Raw genomic sequence first — 16,980 nt, 5'->3', positions numbered from 1 at the left:
GCGCAGGGTGGTTGACGATGTTCGAGACCGTGCTGATCGCCAACCGGGGCGAGATCGCGTTGCGGGTGCTGCGCGCCTGCCGCGAGTTGGGCGTGCGGACGGCGGTGGTCTACTCGGCCGCCGACGCCGACTCGGCGGCGGTCCGCCTCGCCGACCAGGCGATCCGGATCGGGCCCGCGTCGAGCCGGCGCAGCTACCTCAACGCCGCCGCGATCGTGGAGGCGGCCCGGCAGGTGGGTGCGCAGGCAGTGCACCCCGGGTACGGCTTCCTCTCCGAGGACGCCGACTTCGCCGAGATCTGCGCGGACAACGGGCTGACCTTCATCGGCCCACCACCGGCGGTGATGGCCGCGTTGGCCGACAAGTCCTCGGCGCGCGCCCTGATGAGCCGCGCCGGTCTGCCGCTGTCGCCGGGCAGCGTCGCGCCGGTGCCGACCGCCGCCGCGGCCGCCGAGGTGGCCGAGGCCGTCGGCTATCCGGTGATCGTGAAGGCCGCCGCCGGGGGCGGTGGCCGGGGAATGACGGTGGTCCGCACCCCGGGCGAGCTGCGTCGGGCGTACACCCGCACGCGGGCCGCCGCCCAGGCCGCCTTCGGCGACGACCGGGTGTACGTCGAGCGCTACCTCACCGAGGCCCGGCACGTCGAGGTGCAGGTGCTGTGCGATTCGCACGGCAACGGGGTGCACCTGGGCACCCGGGACTGCTCGGTGCAGCGCCGGCACCAGAAGCTGGTGGAGGAGGCGCCCGCCCCGGCGCTGCCCGCCGCCGTCCTGGACACCATCGCCGAGACGGCGCTGCGGGGCGCGTTGGACGTCGGCTTCGTCGGGGCCGGCACCCTGGAGTTCCTCGTCGACGCCGAGGAACAGTTCCACTTCCTGGAGATCAACTGCCGGATCCAGGTCGAGCATCCGGTGACCGAGATGGTCACCGGGATCGACCTGGTGCACGAGCAACTGCACATCGCCGCCGGAGTGCCGCTGCGCTGGCGGCAGGAGGAGATCCGCCTGCGCGGCGTGGCGGTGGAGTGCCGGGTCAACACCGAGGACCCCGAGCGCGGCTTCACGCCCACCCCCGGCCGGTTGGAACGTTTCACTCCGCCCGGCGGCCCGTTCACCCGAGTGGACACCCACGCCAGCGCCGGCTGTGTGATCGGCCCCTGGTACGACTCGTTGCTGGCCAAGGTCGTCGTCTGGGCGCCCGATCGGGAGTCGGCCCTCAACCGGCTGGAACGGGCCCTCGACGAGTTCGACGTCGCCGGTCCGGGCGTGCACACCACCATCCCGTTCGTGCGGCGGGTGCTCGACGACGCCGCTTTCCGCAAGGGCCGCTACACCACGGGCCTGGTCGACCGTCTGCTCGGTGTGCCCGGTGGGCCGCCCGCGCAGCGGCCGACGTCCACCCCCGCACCGCGCTCCGCGTCCGCCGCGACGCCCGAGGTAACCCACAGGAGGACCCGATGACCGTCACCCATGGTCGCCCGCTGACCGCCGAGATCACCGACATCCTGGTGGCGCACTGCGGGCTGGACGCCGACGCCGCGGCGCGGGCGCCCGCCGCGTCACTGGAGGAGCTGGGCATGGACTCGCTCGCCCTGCTGGAACTCTCCGCCGTCGTCGCCGACCGGTGGCAGGTGACCATCCCCGAGGAGGCCGGGCAGCTGAGCATCTCGGCGGTGGCCGACCTGGTCGCCGACCGCGCCGACCCGCCCGGACACACCGAGAACACCGTGGTCATCGACGCGCCGCTCCCGGTCGTCTGGGAGGTCACCAACGACGTCGCGAACTGGACCGAGCTGTTCACCGAGTACGCCGTGGTGGAGATCCTGCACCGCGACGGGCACACGGTGCGGTTCCGGCTCACCATGTACCCCGACGAGAACGGGGTGGCCTGGAGCTGGGTCAGTGAACGCACCGCCGACCCGGTGAGCCGCCAGGTGCGGGCCCACCGGGTGGAGACCGGGCCGTTCGAGTACATGCGGATCCACTGGCGTTACACCGAGGAGGCCGGCGGCACCCGGATGACCTGGACGCAGGACTTCGCGATGAAGCCGACCGCACCCGTCGACAACGCCGCGATGACCGAGCGGATCAACACCAACAGCGTCATCCAACTCGCAGTGATCAAGGACCGGGTGGAGCGGATCGCCCGGCAGCGCGCCGAGCAGGGCCACCCGGCGGCGGGCGACGAGTCGACGGGAGCCGACGATGAGTGACCTGAGCACCCGGCCGATCGCCGCCCGGGACGTGCCCGCCGACCGGCGGCGCGGCGGGGAGCTGCGGGTCCTGCTGGGCCCCCGCACCGTCGGGAGCACCTCCGGGTTCCTCGGGGTGGCGACGCTCGCGCCGGGGGAGCGGATCGCCGAGCACTACCACCCGTACAGCGAGGAGTTCCTGTACCTGGTTCGCGGCGCGATCACCGTCGACCTGGACGACCAGCCGACGCTGCTGGCCACCGGCGAGGGCCTGTTCGTCCCGGTGAACGTGCGGCACCGGTTGCGCAACACCGGCGTCGAGCCGGCCGAGGTGGTCTTCCACCTGGGTCCGCTCGCCCCGCGCCCCGAGTTGGGGCACGTCGACACCGAGTTGGTCGAACAGCGAGGCGGGTCGTGAGCGCGAGGAGTGAGCCGGTTCTGCGAGCCCCGCAGTCGCGAACAGAGGTGGCGCGATGACCAGGCGCCGCACGGTGGTGACCGGGGTGGGGGTGGTCGCCCCGGGCGGCGCGAGCCGGGATCGGTTCTGGAAGACCATCACCGAGGGGCGGACCGCCACCCGGCGGATCAGTTTCTTCGACCCGTCGCCGTTCCGGTCGCAGATCGCCGCGGAGTGTGACTTCGATCCGGTCGCGGCGGGCCTCAGCGAGGTCGAGCGTCGGCGGGCCGACCGGTACGTGCAGTTCGCGCTGGCCTGCTCCGCCGAGGCGGTCGCCGACGCCCAACTGGTGTTGACCGACGCGGAGCGGGACCGGGCGGGGGTGGTGCTGGGCACCGCTGTGGGCGGCACGATGGCGCTGGAGCAGGAGTACGTCACGGTCAGCGAGCACGGCCGGCGGTGGCTGGTCGACGCGGCGCGCGGTGGCCCGTACCTCTATCAGGCGTTGGTGCCCAGCAGCCTCGCCGCCGACGTGGCCTGCCGGCACGGCTGGCACGGTCCGGCGCAGGTGGTGTCGACCGGTTGCACCTCGGGCATCGACGCCATCGGGTACGCCCACCAGATGATCGTGGACGGTGAGGCGGACGTGATGCTGGCCGGTGCGTCGGACTCGCCGATATCGCCGGTCACCGTGGCGTCGTTCGACGCGATCAAGGCGACCAGCCCGGACAACGACGACCCGGCGCACGCCTCGCGTCCGTTCGACGCGGACCGGCACGGGTTCGTGCTGGCCGAGGGTGGGGCGGTGCTGGTGTTGGAGGAGGCCGGGCACGCCCTGCGGCGTGGGGCGCACATCTACTGCGAGGTGGCCGGGTACGCCAGCCGCAGCAACGGTTACCACATGACCGGGTTGCGGCCGGACGGGTTGGAGATGAGTCTGGCCGTGACCGATGCGCTCGGACAGGGGCGGATAATTCCGGAGCAGGTGTCCTACATCAGCGCGCACGGGTCGGGCACCCGGCAGAACGACAGGCACGAGACGGCCGCGTTCAAGCGGGCGCTGGGTCAGCGCGCATACCAGGTGCCGATCAGCTCGATCAAGTCGATGGTGGGGCACTCGCTGGGTGCGATCGGGTCGATCGAGATGGCCGCGTGTGCCCTCGCGATCGAGTTCGGTGTGGTGCCGCCGACGGCCAACTGGAGCACCCGGGACCCGGAGTGCGACCTGGACTACGTGCCGAACGAGGCGCGGGAGGTCCCGGTGGACGTGGCCCTGTCGGTGGGCAGCGGGTTCGGCGGGTTCCAGTCGGCGATGGTGTTCCGTCGACTGCCCGGGAAGGTGGCGGCGTGAGCGCCGCGGACCGGCGCGACGGCGCTCATGCCGCGGAGCTGCACGAGGGCGTGGGCGCCCCGCGGCAGCGCGACGGTGTGAGCGCGCCCGCGGGCCGGGCGGTGGTGACCGGGATCGGTGTGGTCGCGCCCAGTGGTGTCGGCGCGGACGCGCACTGGCGTACGGTGTTGACCGGCACCCGCCGGACCGGGCCGATCACGTTGTTCGACCCGTCCGGCTACCCGACCCGCAACGGCGGGGAGGTGCCCGGCTTCACCCCCGACTCCTATGCGGACAGTCGACAGTTGGTGCAGACCGACAGGTGGACGCATCTCGGTTTCGCGGCCACCCGGCTGGCGCTGGCCGACGCGGGTCTGCCCGAGCGGGCACCCGACCCGTACGGGTACGCGGTGACCCTGGCCAGCTCGTCCGGGGGCAACCTGTTCGGTCAGCGGGAGTTGCAACGGCTGTGGGGTGGGGCGTCGCGGACGGTGGGGGCGTACCAGTCGATCGCCTGGTTCTACGCGGCCAGCGTGGGGCAGCTCTCCATCCACCACCAGTTCAAGGGTCCGAGCGGGGTGTTGGTGGCGGAGACGGCAGGCGGGTTGGACAGCCTCGCGCACGCGGCCCGCGCGGTGCGCCGGGGCACTCCGGTGGTGATCGCCGGGGCGACCGAGTGCCCGCTCAGCCCGTACGCGTTGGCGTGCCAGTTGCGGTCCGGCCTGCTCAGTGAGGCGACCGACCCGGAGCGGGCGTACCTGCCGTTCGACGCGGCGGCCAGCGGCTACCTGCCGGCCGAGGGGGGTGCGGTGTTCGTGGTGGAGGAGTTGGGGCACGCGGTGGCCCGGGGCGCCCGGGTCTACGGCGAGGTGAGTGGTTGGGGTTCCACCCACGACGCCGCGCACACCACGGCGGACAGCGCCGGCGATGTGGCCCAGTACGCGCGGGCGATGCGGCTGGCCCTGGACCGGGCCGGCGTCGCGGCGGCCGACGTCGACGTGGTGCTGCCCGACGCGCTCGGGGTGCCCCGCTACGACCGCAGCGAGGCCGAGGCCCTGCGGGCGGTGTTCGGCGACCGACCGCCTCCGGTGACGACGCAGAAGCCGCTGACCGGGCGGGCGTACCAGGGTGGGTCCGCGTTGGACGTGGCGACCGCGCTGCTCGCCTTCGCGCACGACACGCTGCCGGCGTCGGCGGGTCCGGGCGAGGTGGCCGACGGGTGCGACCTGGACTTCCTGCGGGAGCACCGCCGGCCGGGCAACCGCCTCGCGCTGGTCTGCGCGCGTGGCTTCGACGGCTTCAACAGCACGCTGGTCCTGCGCGGGGCCGCGCCGACGAAGGGGGAAACGTCATGACCGAGCAGCGGGCCCGGGTGGTCTTCCTGGTGCGGGTGCCGGTGCCGCGTACCGAGGCGTTCCTGGAGGCGTACGAGCAGGTGCGGCACCTGGTGGCCGACGGCGTGCCGGGACACCTGGTCGACCAGGTGTGCCGGTCGTCGACCGACCCGGAACAGTGGTTGATCACCAGTGAGTGGGCGAGCCTGGCCGACTTCGAGACCTGGGAACGCAGCCCGGAGCACCGGGACCTGGTACGCCCGATGCGGGAGTGCTTCACCGACGCCCGTTCGCTGCGGTTCCACATCCACGCCCAGACACCCGCCCTGGCCTGACGGGTCGGCGCTGCTGACAAGATCCGCGCACCATCGCTGATGGTGCTGCCTCCCGCGAATCGGAGACAGCACCATCCCCGATGGTGCGCGGATCTTTGGTGTCGAGGGCGGGTGGCGGCGGGTGGAGAGTCGCCATCGGCCGTCCGGCTGAGGGCGCGCGACGGTGGTACGAGGCGTCATGCCACGGTGACGCTGTGCCGAGGCGCGCGCCTGATCCTGCCCGCCGAACGGGCTGTCGGCAATCCGGCTGGCCGCTCCTTTTGATCCATCCATTTGCATCTAGCAATGGTCCTGTGCGCGCCGTATGGTTCCCCGCAGCACCCCGACAAGCGTACGTGATGGGCGGATTCGCCCTCTTTCATGCTGGGCGGTGAACGGCAGTGACGGCAGAAGATCCTACGGCGACGGACCCCGGATGGGTGGACGAAGTCCTGTTCGCCGGCCGATCGACCGACATTTGTCTCCGTCTGCCCGAGCCGATCGACCGGGCCACCCTGCACCGGTTGGTCACCGCCGCGCAGGGTCGGCTCGTCACGGCCGGACTGCGGCCCGGCGGTGCCGCCGCGCTGCGGCTACCGCCGTCGCTGGCGTACGTGGTGAACCTGCTGGCCACCTGGCGCGCCGGGGCGCAGGCGATCCTGCTCGACCACCGGCTGACCGACCACGAGGTGGACCGCGCCCTGGCCCGGCTCACCCCGCAGGTGGTGGTCGCGCCCCTCCGCAGCGGCGGCGGCGCGTTGAGGATCTTCGTCGACGTCACCGAGGGTGTCACCCCGCACGCCGACCGACCGGCGGTCAGCGGTCACGCCGTGATCCAACTCAGCTCCGGCTCCACCGGACCGTCCAAGGTGATCGGCCGCACGGCACCGGACCTGGTCGCCGAGGTGCGCCGCTACACGCAGATCGACGGCGTCGCCCTGCCCGGCGAGCGGATCATCCTGCTGCCCTCGATGGTGCACGTGCTCGGCCTGGTCGGTGGCCTGCTCTACGGGCTGCACGCCGGGGTCGAGCTGGTGCCGCCGCAGCGGCTCAGCGGCGACGCGGTGCTGGCCGCGGTCGCCGCCGACGCGACGCCGGCCACCGTGTTGGGCGTGCCCTTCCACATCGGACTGCTCGCCTCCACCCGCCCAGCCGGTCCGTTGCCGCAGCTGCGGCGGATGACCACCGGCGGCGAGCTGGTGCCGGCCGCGGTCGCCCGGGCGTTCACCGACCGGTACGGGGTGCCGCTGGGCAACATGTACGGGATGACCGAGGTCGGCGTGATCGGCACCGACCTGCACGGGGCACACCGACCGTCGATCGCCCCCGCCCCCGGCATCGAGGTCCGCGAGTCCGACGGCGAGCTGTGGGTGTCCTGCCCGGCGTCACCGTACGTCGGGTTGAGTGACCCGACCCGCTGGGCCGACGGCTGGCTGCACACCCGCGACGCCGGCACCGTCGACCCGGACACCGGTCTGGTCACCGTGCGCGGGCGACTCGACTCGCAGGTCTCCGTCGGCGGTATGAAGGTCGACCTGTCCGAGGTGGAGGCGAGCATCGCCGAGCTGCCCGGCGTGGCCGCCACGGTGGTCGTGTGGGACGACGGCATCACCGCGTACGTCCAGCCGGACGGCCCCCTGTCGGAGGAGACGCTGGACAAGCTCCTCGCCGAGCGGTTGGCCGGCTACAAGCGCCCTCGGGTGCTGCGGCTGCTCGACCGGTTGCCCCGCACCAACACCGGCAAACTGGTCCGCTCGACGGACGCGCTGCGGTCGGCGGCGTCGTCGTGACCGGGCCACTGCACCACCTCGACCCCGACCTGGGTCGTCGCGCGCACCGCGACGGCGAGAACGACACGCTCGTCCAGCACGGGGTGGCCGACCCACACGGCGTCGGCGCCGGGCACCCGTCGCAACGGCCGGTCCGAGGGCGGCATCTCCCGGAGCAACCCGCCGCCGCGCAGGCCCCGCCCGAGCGTCTTGCCCACCGCCTCCTTGGCGGTCCACAGCCGCAGGAAGTCCACCGCCCGCCCGGCCTCCGGTCGGCCGGTCAACCAGGTCGACTCGGCCGGCGGGAACCAGCGGCGGGCCAGCGCGAGCGCGGGCAGCGGCCGGATCCGTTCCACGTCCACCCCGACCGCGCCACAGCGGCGGGCGGCGACCACGACCAGCCCGGCGGTTCGGCTGACGCTGACCGGCAGGCGCACCGACCGGGCCGTGCGGAGCACCGGCCGTCCGTCGCGCTCGTGCGTCAGCACCAGCTCGGCGGCCGGACGGTCGAGCAGCAGAGCGCCCGCCCGGCGCAGCAGTTCAGCGGCCGGATCCGGCTGACCGCCGGTGTGCCGACCGACCCACACGTAGGCGGTGTCCCGACCGGACTCCGTCAGCTGGCCCACCCAGAGAGGTTATCCATGAGAGCCGAGGTCCGCGCCTTCGTCGTCGAGCAGCTCGCCGACATGAACTACGACGTCGAGGGGCTCGACGACGACACCACGCTCGGCCCCGCCGGCGTCGACCTGGAGTCGCTCGCCCTGGCCGACCTGTCCGTCCGGGTGGAGGACCGGTACGGCGTGACGTTCGCCGACGACGAGTCCGAGCAGCTCGCCCTGATGACGGTCGGCGAGTTCACCACGATGGTCGCCGACCGCGTCGCCGAGACGACGAGCGGTGCAGCGACGGCGAGCGGTGCGGCGACGAGCGGCGCGGCGACGAGCGGTGCGGCGGCGACGAGCGACGAAGCCTGATGGGCGGTCAGCCCGACCTGGGGCGAGCTGACCTGCTGACCATGCTCGCCGAACTCACCGCGAAACCGGCTGCCGAGGTGTCCGACCGGGTCGGCTCGATGGAGCTCGCCTGGCTGGTGCACCTCGTCGAGCAGCGTTACGACCGGCGGCTCGACCTCACCGACGACGAGCTGGCCCGAATCCGTACCGTCGACGACGCGCTGGCGGTGTTCCGGGCGTCCCTGACGACCTCCGCAGATGACTGAGCGGCGCGGCGCGCAGCTCACCGGCGTACACGCGGTCAGTGCCCTGGGTCGGGGCGCCGAGGCGCAGCTCGCCGGCGCGCTGGCCGGCGTCCCGGCGTTCGCCGCGGTACACCGTTTCGACACCACCGCCCGCCGGGTCACCGTGGCGGCCACCCTGCCCGACGTCGGTACGCTCCCCGACGAACTGGCCGCCGCGGTCGACGCGGCCTGCGGCGCGGCCGGGCTGACCGGTGCGCAGCGCGCCGGGTGTGCCCTGCTGCTCGCCGTGCACGGCGGACCGACGGGGCCCGGTCCGGCTCCGGGCGCGCTCGCCGACCGGCTCGCCGAACACTGTGGACTGTCCGGGCACACCCGCGTCTACACCAGCGCGTGCGTGTCGGCGAGCACGGCGGTGGCCGACGCGGCGACACTGATCGCCCGGGGCGACGTCGACCGGGTGGTGGTCGCCGCCGGCTACCTGGTGGAGTCCGACCAGTTCGCGCTCTTCGACGCGGGCCGAGCCCTCGCGGCCGACGGGGCGGTCCGCCCGTTCAGCGCCGGCCGTCGAGGGCTGTTGCTCGGCGACGGGGTGGCCGCCGTGGTCCTCGAATCGTCGGACGGGCGTCGGGGCGGGGCCGAACCGCTGGCCGCCGTGGCCGGATGGGGACGGGCCGGGGACGCCTTCCACCCGTGCCAGCCGGACCCGACCGGGGGCGGGCTGGCCCGCGCGATCGACGCCGCGCTGCGCCGAGCGGGCCTACCACCGCAGGCCGTCGGTTACGTCAACGCCAACGCCACCGGCACCCCGCAGAGCGACGCCGCCGAGGCGGCGGCCCTGCACCGAGCCCTCGGCGGACACGCGGCGCAGGTGCCGGTCAGCTCCACCAAATCGGTGCACGGGCACGCGTTGGAGGCGTCCGGGCTGCTCGAACTGGTGGTCACCGCGCTCGCGCTCCGGGACGGCGCGCTGCCGGTCAACGCCGGTTGGCTGGCCCCGGACGAGGGCTGCGCCGTGGACGTCATCGTCGACCGGCCCCGCCGGACGGCCGCGACCCACGCGTTGACACTGAACGCGGCGTTCGGCGGCGCCAACACCGCCCTCCTGGTCGGCGTGCCGTGACCGCCCCCGAGGTCCAGCGACCGTCCGGCGTCCGCACCGACGACCCCGACCGGGTGAGCGGGTCCAGTAGCCAGCCGGGCGTGTCGGCACGGGCACGCTGGCCGGAGACGGGAGACGACGACCAGCCACCGGGAGTCGCCGGGTTCGTGTTCTCGCCGTTCGCTCCCGTGGTGGTGGCGGTGGCGGAGCGGTGCCTGCGGCGGCGGTACCCGACGGCGGAGGTACCGGTCGGGGTGCGGACCGGAATCGTGTTGGTCAGCGCCAGCGGCGACCGGGTCAGCGCGGAGCACGTCCGGGCGAGCGTCGCTGCCGGTGCACGGGTCGGACCGCTGTTCTTCTTCCAGTCCGTGCCGAACAGCGTCGCCGGGCACGTCGCGGCGCGCTGGGGGCTGCGCGGCCCGGTGGTCTGCCTGAGCCCGACCGGTGACCCGTACGCCGACGGCGTCGCCGAGGCGAACCTGCTGCGCGACGACGGCGACGCCGACGAGGTGTTGCTGATCCTGATCGAACAGGCACCCGACGGGCCGACCGAGGCGGTCGCGGTGCTGCTGGGGGGAGAGGGACGACAATGAGGAGACGAGGACTACGCGCCGCGTTGGCCGCCGACCCCGAGGTGGGCGCGGGCAACGTGCTGGCCCGGGTGCTGGCGCACGGCTCCGACCCGGACGGGCCCGGCCTGACCTTCGACACCGCCGTCGACGGGCACCCGGCCGAGGTGCCACTCACGCTCGGCCGGCTCGACGAGCGGGTCGCCGCCCGCGCCGCCTGGCTGCACGAGCACGGGGTACGCCCCCGCGACCCGGTCGCCGTCTGGGCCACCGCCGCCGCCGACATGGTGCTCAGCTTCCTGGCGCTGACCCGCCTCGGGGCGATTCCGGCGCTGATGAACGGCAAGCTCCGCCCGGAGATCGCCGCCGAGTACATCCGCCGGCTGCGGGGCGCCGGTGTGCTCGCCGACGACGCGCACACCGCGTCGCTGGCCGGGCACGACCTGGGCGTACCGCTGCTCGGCACCCCCGCGCAGGCCGGCACGGGCGACCCGTCCGTCGCCCCGGCGCACTACCGGCACCACCCGGACGACCCGATCGTGATCACCCACACCTCGGGGACGACCGGGGTGCCCAAGGCGGTGCTGCACTCCCACGCCAGCCTCTTCGCCGCCACCCGGCACCTGCTCACCATGCCCCAGGCGCAGGGCACCCACCGGATCCTCAACGCGTTGCCCGCCCCGCACACCGCGACGGTGTTGATGGTCAACCAGGCGCTGGGCAACTCGGCGGAGATGTTCCTGCTGTCCGAGCAGGACGGCGCACGGGTGCTCGACGCGATCCAACGCTGGCACCCGGACGGTGTCTTCGGCTTCTCGGTCACCTGGGCCGAGTTGGCCCGCTTCGACCTGTCCGGGTACGACCTGGACTCGGTGCGACTGTGGTTCAACACCGGCGACGCCTCGCACGAGCCGCACATCCGCCGCCTCGTCGCCGTCGGCTGGCACGACACCGTCACCCGCGACGGGGTGGCGAAGGTGCCCGGCTCGGTGTTCATCGACGGGCTGGGCTCCAGCGAGATGGGGCACTCGATGTTCCACATCACCCACCGCGCCGACACCGACCGGTACGGCCGCTGCATCGGCCGCCCGTACCGGTTCGCCACGGTCGCGGTGCTCGACGCCGACGGCGAACCGGTGCCGACAGGTGAGGTGGGTTTCCTCGGCATCGACTCGCCGTCGCTGTTCCGCGGCTACTGGAACGACTCGGCCACCACGTACCGGTTCCGCCAGCGCGGCTGGTATCTCACCGGCGACCTGGTCCGCGCCGACGCCGACGGCCGCTACTACCACCTGGACCGGGCGGTGGACGCGGTCGACGCCGGTGACGGTCGACGCTTCTACACCGCGCTGAGCGAGGAGCGCATCCTCGCCGCCTGCCCGGACGTCACCGACTGCACCGTGGTGATCGTCGCCGAGGCCGGCGAGGTGGTGACCGACGTGTTGCTGGAGTTGGCCGCCGGCGCCGACGAGGCCGAGGACCGCACCGAGCGGGTCCGGGCGGCCCTCGGCCCGGACGTCGGCGCGACGGTGCGCCGGGTCGTGCCGGTGCGCTCGGCCGACATCCCGGTCACGGTGACCGGGAAGGTCCGCAAGGTGGCCCTGCGGGAGCGCTATCTGACCGAGGCGATCTCGTGAGCGAGCGAATCGGGCAGCTCAGCAGCGTGGAGTCACACGCCGACGCGGAGCGAAGCGGAGTGGCGGCGTGAGCGCCCTGATCACCGGGATGGGTCTGTTCACCCCGGTCGGGCGGGGTGTCGAGGAGACCTTCGACGCGCTGACCACCGGCCGGTCCGGGCTGACCCGCCCTCCCGACGGGCACCCGGCGGCACAGTCGCTGGACGTCGCCGGTCTGCTGCCCGACGTCGACCCGCGCACCGTGACGTCCGGGCCGGAGACCCGGGTGCTGGACCGGATCGTGGTGCTCGCCCTGCTCGCCGCCGCCGACGCGCTCGCCGACGCCGGCATCGAGGTGGGCCGCGACGTCGACCCCGAGCGGATCGGGGTGATCGTCGGAGGGGTCGGCGGGATGGCCACACTGGAGGCTCAGGTCCTGGCCCGCGCCGACCGGGGCCGGGCGGCGGTCAGCCCGTACCTGCTCACCGGGATCCTGCCGAACATGCCGGCGGCGCGGATCGCCATCGCGCACGGCATCCGGGGCTACAGCTCGTCGGTCGGCACCGCCTGCGCGTCCGGGGCGCAGGCGGTCGCCGACGCGGTCCGGCTGATCGCGACCGGCGAGGCCGACGTGGTGCTCTGCGGGGCCAGTGAGGCACCGCTCTTCCCGACCTTCGCCGACACCTTCGGCAACGCGCGGGCCCTGGCCCGCGCCGGGACCGACCCGGCCCGCGCCAGCCGGCCGTTCGACACCTCCCGCAGCGGTTTCGTCCTGGCCGAGGGTGCCGCGCTGCTGGTCCTCGAGAACGCCGAACACGCCGCCGCGCGGGGGGTGAGCGGGTACGCCGAGGTGGCCGGCTTCGGGGCGACCACCGACGCGTACCACCCGACCGCGCCCCGCCCGGACGGTGCCGGCGCGGCCGCCTGCATCCGCCGCGCGTTGCGCAGCTCCGGTGTGCCCGCGGCGGCGGTCGGCTACGTCAACGCCCACGGCACGGCCACGAAGCGCGGCGACATCGCGGAGACGACAGCCCTCGCGGACGTCTTCGGCGTCGGCGGCGTGCCGGTCAGCTCCACCAAGGCGCTCACCGGTCACCTGCTCGGCGCCTCCGGGGTGCTGGAGGCGGCGGCCACCGCGTTGGCGCTGGGTCGAGGGCTGCTGCCGCCGACGTACCACCTCGACGACCCGGACCCGGCCTGCCCGGCGGACCACATCCGTGGCACCCCGCGTAAGGCCGACCCGGAGTACGCGGTGACGAACTCGTTCGGGTTCGGCGGCCAGAACGTGAGCCTGCTGCTCGCCCGGGTCGCCGAGCCGAGGGGGTGATCGACGCGGCATCCCGGGCGGGCGCGCCCGGACGGCAGTACGGGGGGAATTGTGTGGGAGGGGTTTCAGGGGACATGGACATCCGTGGTATCGACCACATCGAACTCTACGTGGGGGACGCCCGGCAGGCGGCCTTCTACTTCAGCACCGCCGTCGGCTTCGAGATCTGTGGCCAGGGCGGCCCGGAGACCGGACTGGACGGGCAGCGCTCACTGCTGCTCTGCCACGGCGACATCCGGTTGCTGCTCACCTCCGGGCTGAGCGCCGAGCATCCGGCGGCGCGGTACGTGCAGCGCCACGGTGACGGCATCGCGGTCGTCGCGGTCGAGGTCGACGACGTGGCGTCCGCGTACGCCGAGCTGGTGGGTCGCGGCGCGACCGGGGTGACGCCACCGACCACCCTTGCCGGCGCGGACGCCGAGGTGGTGGTCGCCGAGGTGGACGGCTTCGCCGACGTGCGGCACCGGTTGGTGCAGCGTCGCGGGGACCGGGGCGACTTCCTGCCCGGCGCCATCACGCCGACGGCGTCCCCGGCGCAGGAGCATCCGCCGGTGCTCGCCGAGATCGACCACCTGGCGGTGTGCGTGCCACCGGGTCAGCTCGACGACACGGTCCGGCACTTCGAGGCGCTGTTCGACTTCGCGCAGATCTTCGAGGAGCACATCGAGGTCGACGGGCAGGGGATGAACTCGAAGGTGGTGCAGAGCCGCACCGGTCGGGTGACCGTGGTGCTGCTGGAACCGGACCGGGCCCGGCGGCCGGGGCAGATCGACGCGTTCCTCGACCAGCACGCCGGTGGGGGAGTGCAGCACCTGGGTCTGCGCACCGACGACATCCTCACCGCCGTCGAGGCGCTGGGTCGGCGCGGGGTGCGCTTCGCGGGCACCCCGGGCAGCTACTACGACACCCTGGAGGCCCGGGTCGGTCGGGTGGACGCGCCTCTGGACCGGCTGCGTGAGCTGGGCGTCCTCGTCGACTCCGACCACGACGGCCAACTGTTGCAGATCTTCGCCGAGTCGATGCACGTGCGCCGCACGCTGTTCCTGGAGTTGATCGAGCGGCGCGGCGCGCGGGGCTTCGGCAGCGGCAACATCAAGGCGCTCTACGAGGCCAAGGAACGGGAACTGGCCGCCGTGGCGGCCACACCGCAGGAGGTGGGCGCATGACCGTGCTGACCGCCGAGGAGCGGGCGCTGCTGCCGTCCGACGAGGACGTGCGCCACTACGCCGAGCACGGCTGGTACCTGTCGAAGAAGGTGTTCACCGACGACGAGGTGGACGCGCTCGCCGCCGCCGCGCAGCGCTACTACGACGGGGAGCGGGACCGGCGGCTGCCGGTACGCCCACCGAAGCTGGCCTACTGGGACCCGTCGAAGGGGCCGGTGCAGCGGCACAACGACTACGTCCACCACGAACACGACGGGCTCGGCGCGATCCTGCGCAAGCCGCTGATCGGCGCGGTCGCCGCCCGCCTCGCCGAGGCCGACGAGATCCGCGTCTTCCAGTCCACGCTGATCTACAAGCCGCCCATCGACGGTGAGCCGAGCAACATCGTGCCCTGGCACTTCGACAAGCACTACTGGGCGTCCTCGTCGTCGGAGAAGATGCTCACCGCGTTCATCCCGTTCCACGACTGCGGGGAGGAGATGGGCACCATCACCATGGTCGACGGCTCGCACCTGTGGAAGGAGATCGGTGCCGACGACACGGTGGTGCGGCACTTCGCCGACCGGGACCGCAGCCAGCTGGAGGAGATGCTGGCGGAGAACGCCGCGTACAACGGCGCGGAGATCCGCAAGATCCCGATGGTGATCCCCAAGGGGCACGTGAGCTTCCACCACTGCCGCACCTACCACGGCAGCGGCCCCAACGTCAGCGGTCGCCCCCGACAGGCGATCTCGCTGCACCTGCAGGACGGCGACAACGCCTGGCGGGAGTATCCGCTCTCCGACGGCACGCTCGCCGCGTACAACCACGACGTGCTGGTCCGCCGCACCCACGAGGGGCGACCGGACTACGCCGACCCCGACTACTGCCCGATCATCTGGCGCCACCGCGCCCAACAGGGAGGCTGACATGTCACGCTACGACTGGGGGAAGACGCACCCGGGCATCGAACGGTTGGAGCGGGCGGTGACCGACCGGCGGGACGCCGTGGTCAAGCACCCCCTCTACGCCAATCTGGACAATCACGAGGCGCTGGTCACCTTCATGGAGCACCACGTCTTCGCGGTGTGGGACTTCATGTCCCTGCTGAAGTCGTTGCAGCGGCAGTTGACCTGCGTCACCGTGCCGTGGATCCCGACCGGGCCGACCGGCAGCCGCCGCCTGATCAACGACATCGTCATGGTCGAGGAGAGCGACGAGCTGGGCGGTGGCTACATCAGCCACTTCGAGCTGTACGTGCGGGGCATGGGCGAGGCCGGCGCGGACACCACCGCCGTCAACGCGCTCGTCGACCTGCTGCGCGCCGGGCGGCCGGTACGCGAGGCGCTCGCCGAGGCCGGGGTGCCGGACGCGTCGGCGAGGTTCGCCGCGACCACCTGGCAGATCATCGAGTCGACCCCGGTGCACTGCCAGGCGGCGGCGTTCGCGTTCGGCCGGGAGGACCTCATCCCGGACATGTTCACCCAGGTCGTCTCGGTCAACGAGGTCAGCAACCGGCTGCACACGTTCGTCGACTACCTGGAACGGCACATCGAGGTCGACGGCGAACAGCACACTCCGATGGCCATGCAGATGCTCGCCGACCTGTGCGGCGACGACGACACCAAGTGGCAGGAGTGCGCCGACACGGTCAACACCGCGCTCGCCGCCCGGGCCCGCCTCTGGGACGACATCCTCGCCGCCGTCAAGGGCCCGGCGTGACCGACGCCGACCCGGTCCGGCTCTACCGCACGGTCCGGCTGATCCGCCGGTTCGAGGAGCGGGCGGTGGAGCTGGTCCACGGCGGGCAGATCGTCGGCGGCATCCACCCGTACCTCGGTCAGGAGGGGATCGCCGCCGGCGTCTGCGCCGCCCTGGGCGCCGACGACGTGCTCGCCGGAACCCATCGTGGCCACGGGCACGTGCTGGCCCGGGGCGCGGACCCGGCCCGGATGCTCGCCGAGCTGTGCGGCCGGGTCACCGGTCTCAACGCCGGGCGGGGCGGGTCGATGCACGCCGCCGACCTGAGCCTCGGTGTGCTCGGCGCCAACGCGATAGTGGGGGCCTCCGGGGCGATCGTCACGGGCGCGGTGTGGGCGCACCGCCGCCGGGGCCGCGACACCGTCGGGGTGAGCTTCTTCGGCGACGGCGCGGTCAACGAGGGGATGCTGCTGGAGGCGTTCAACCTGGCCGCGCTCTGGCGGGTACCGGTGCTGTTCGTCTGCGAGAACAACGGCTACGCCACCACCATGCCGGTCGGCGGCGCGGTGGCCGGCAGCATCACCGGCCGGGCCGCCGCGTTCGGCATCCCGGCCGTCGTGGTCGACGGCCAGGACCCCGAGGGGGTACGCGTCGCCGCGGCCGCCGCCGTCGACCGGATGCGGGTCGGCGGCGGCCCCGAGCTGATCGAGGCCCGTACCTACCGCTTCGACGTCCACCACACCTTCGAACACGCGGTACGCCTCGACTACCGCCCGCCCGACGAGGTGACCCGGGGCCGGTCCCGGGACCCCGTGGACATCCAGGGTTCACGTCTCGCCGACGCCGACCGGGCGGCGGTGGACGCCGAGGTCGAGGCGACACTCGACGCGGCGGTGGACTTCGCCCTGGCCAGCCCGCACCCCGACCCGGCCGACGCGACGGCCCACCTGTACGCCAGCGGCCTGACCGCCCGCACCGGAGGTGGTTGAG

Annotated in this window: 17 protein-coding genes and 1 pseudogene; 17 read left to right on the top strand and 1 reads right to left on the bottom strand. The window is 73.3% G+C overall.

Annotated features, from left to right (window positions below):
* Nucleotides 1–17: 17 nt before the first annotated feature.
* From O7616_RS21655 to O7616_RS21625, 7 genes are all read left to right on the top strand, one after another.
* The gene (locus O7616_RS21655) at nucleotides 18–1,460 is read left to right on the top strand and encodes an acetyl-CoA carboxylase biotin carboxylase subunit (RefSeq protein WP_282303655.1); all 1,443 of its coding nucleotides are present in this window, start codon (nucleotides 18–20) and stop codon (nucleotides 1,458–1,460) included.
* Nucleotides 1,457–2,212, top strand: a complete 756-nt coding sequence (locus O7616_RS21650) for an SRPBCC family protein (RefSeq protein ID WP_282303654.1) — start codon at nucleotides 1,457–1,459, stop codon at nucleotides 2,210–2,212. The genes O7616_RS21655 and O7616_RS21650 overlap by 4 nt, the downstream gene beginning before the upstream one ends.
* On the top strand, nucleotides 2,205–2,609 hold the full coding sequence (locus O7616_RS21645) for a cupin domain-containing protein (protein ID WP_282259282.1): 405 nt from the start codon (nucleotides 2,205–2,207) through the stop codon (nucleotides 2,607–2,609). Before O7616_RS21650 ends, O7616_RS21645 begins: the two co-directional genes overlap by 8 nt.
* Before the next feature lie 55 nt (nucleotides 2,610–2,664).
* The gene (locus tag O7616_RS21640; RefSeq protein WP_282303653.1) at nucleotides 2,665–3,939 is read left to right on the top strand and encodes a beta-ketoacyl-[acyl-carrier-protein] synthase family protein; all 1,275 of its coding nucleotides are present in this window, start codon (nucleotides 2,665–2,667) and stop codon (nucleotides 3,937–3,939) included.
* A gap of 77 nt (nucleotides 3,940–4,016) precedes the next feature.
* Nucleotides 4,017–5,273 (top strand): beta-ketoacyl synthase N-terminal-like domain-containing protein, encoded by a 1,257-nt coding sequence (locus tag O7616_RS21635; protein ID WP_282307691.1) that lies wholly within the window; start codon nucleotides 4,017–4,019, stop codon nucleotides 5,271–5,273.
* Nucleotides 5,270–5,587, top strand: coding sequence for an antibiotic biosynthesis monooxygenase family protein (locus O7616_RS21630; protein WP_282259286.1), 318 nt, complete (start codon nucleotides 5,270–5,272; stop codon nucleotides 5,585–5,587). Before O7616_RS21635 ends, O7616_RS21630 begins: the two co-directional genes overlap by 4 nt.
* Nucleotides 5,588–5,967: 380 nt before the next feature.
* Complete coding sequence (locus O7616_RS21625; RefSeq protein WP_282303652.1) at nucleotides 5,968–7,356, top strand: class I adenylate-forming enzyme family protein; 1,389 nt, start codon at nucleotides 5,968–5,970, stop codon at nucleotides 7,354–7,356.
* On the opposite strand, the gene O7616_RS21620 is transcribed toward O7616_RS21625, so the two are convergent.
* Nucleotides 7,251–7,961 (bottom strand): 4'-phosphopantetheinyl transferase superfamily protein, encoded by a 711-nt coding sequence (locus O7616_RS21620; RefSeq protein WP_282303651.1) that lies wholly within the window; start codon nucleotides 7,959–7,961, stop codon nucleotides 7,251–7,253. The two genes, O7616_RS21625 and O7616_RS21620, sit on opposite strands and share 106 nt — an antisense overlap.
* A gap of 15 nt (nucleotides 7,962–7,976) precedes the next feature.
* Between O7616_RS21620 and O7616_RS21615 the strand changes: the two are divergent.
* From O7616_RS21615 to O7616_RS21570, 10 genes and pseudogenes are all read left to right on the top strand, one after another.
* A pseudogene (locus O7616_RS21615) lies at nucleotides 7,977–8,219 on the top strand (acyl carrier protein); the annotation flags it as partial.
* Between the two features lie 89 nt (nucleotides 8,220–8,308).
* On the top strand, nucleotides 8,309–8,554 hold the full coding sequence (locus O7616_RS21610; RefSeq protein ID WP_282259291.1) for an acyl carrier protein: 246 nt from the start codon (nucleotides 8,309–8,311) through the stop codon (nucleotides 8,552–8,554).
* Entirely contained in the window at nucleotides 8,547–9,653 is a 1,107-nt protein-coding gene (locus O7616_RS21605; RefSeq protein WP_282303650.1) for a beta-ketoacyl synthase N-terminal-like domain-containing protein, read from the top strand. The genes O7616_RS21610 and O7616_RS21605 overlap by 8 nt, the downstream gene beginning before the upstream one ends.
* A gap of 53 nt (nucleotides 9,654–9,706) precedes the next feature.
* Complete coding sequence (locus tag O7616_RS21600) at nucleotides 9,707–10,225, top strand: beta-ketoacyl synthase chain length factor (protein ID WP_282307690.1); 519 nt, start codon at nucleotides 9,707–9,709, stop codon at nucleotides 10,223–10,225.
* Nucleotides 10,222–11,838: a class I adenylate-forming enzyme family protein gene (locus O7616_RS21595; protein ID WP_282303649.1), complete on the top strand. Its 1,617-nt coding sequence runs from the start codon at nucleotides 10,222–10,224 to the stop codon at nucleotides 11,836–11,838. The genes O7616_RS21600 and O7616_RS21595 overlap by 4 nt, the downstream gene beginning before the upstream one ends.
* Before the next feature lie 67 nt (nucleotides 11,839–11,905).
* Nucleotides 11,906–13,144, top strand: a complete 1,239-nt coding sequence (locus O7616_RS21590) for a beta-ketoacyl-[acyl-carrier-protein] synthase family protein (RefSeq protein WP_282303648.1) — start codon at nucleotides 11,906–11,908, stop codon at nucleotides 13,142–13,144.
* 74 nt (nucleotides 13,145–13,218) lie between these two features.
* Nucleotides 13,219–14,310, top strand: coding sequence for a 4-hydroxyphenylpyruvate dioxygenase (gene hppD, locus O7616_RS21585; RefSeq protein ID WP_282303647.1), 1,092 nt, complete (start codon nucleotides 13,219–13,221; stop codon nucleotides 14,308–14,310).
* Complete coding sequence (locus O7616_RS21580; protein WP_282303646.1) at nucleotides 14,307–15,218, top strand: phytanoyl-CoA dioxygenase family protein; 912 nt, start codon at nucleotides 14,307–14,309, stop codon at nucleotides 15,216–15,218. The genes hppD and O7616_RS21580 overlap by 4 nt, the downstream gene beginning before the upstream one ends.
* A gap of 1 nt (nucleotide 15,219) precedes the next feature.
* Nucleotides 15,220–16,011 carry a DUF3050 domain-containing protein gene (locus O7616_RS21575; RefSeq protein WP_282303645.1) on the top strand — a complete coding sequence of 264 codons (792 nt, stop codon included), beginning with the start codon at nucleotides 15,220–15,222 and terminating at the stop codon, nucleotides 16,009–16,011.
* Nucleotides 16,008–16,979 (top strand): thiamine pyrophosphate-dependent dehydrogenase E1 component subunit alpha, encoded by a 972-nt coding sequence (locus O7616_RS21570; protein WP_282303644.1) that lies wholly within the window; start codon nucleotides 16,008–16,010, stop codon nucleotides 16,977–16,979. The genes O7616_RS21575 and O7616_RS21570 overlap by 4 nt, the downstream gene beginning before the upstream one ends.
* Nucleotide 16,980: the final 1 nt, after the last annotated feature.

It is taken from the genome of Micromonospora sp. WMMD964 (assembly GCF_029581455.1).
In the GTDB taxonomy this organism is placed as follows: domain Bacteria; phylum Actinomycetota; class Actinomycetes; order Mycobacteriales; family Micromonosporaceae; genus Micromonospora.
This window is presented reverse-complemented; position numbering and strand designations above follow the sequence as displayed.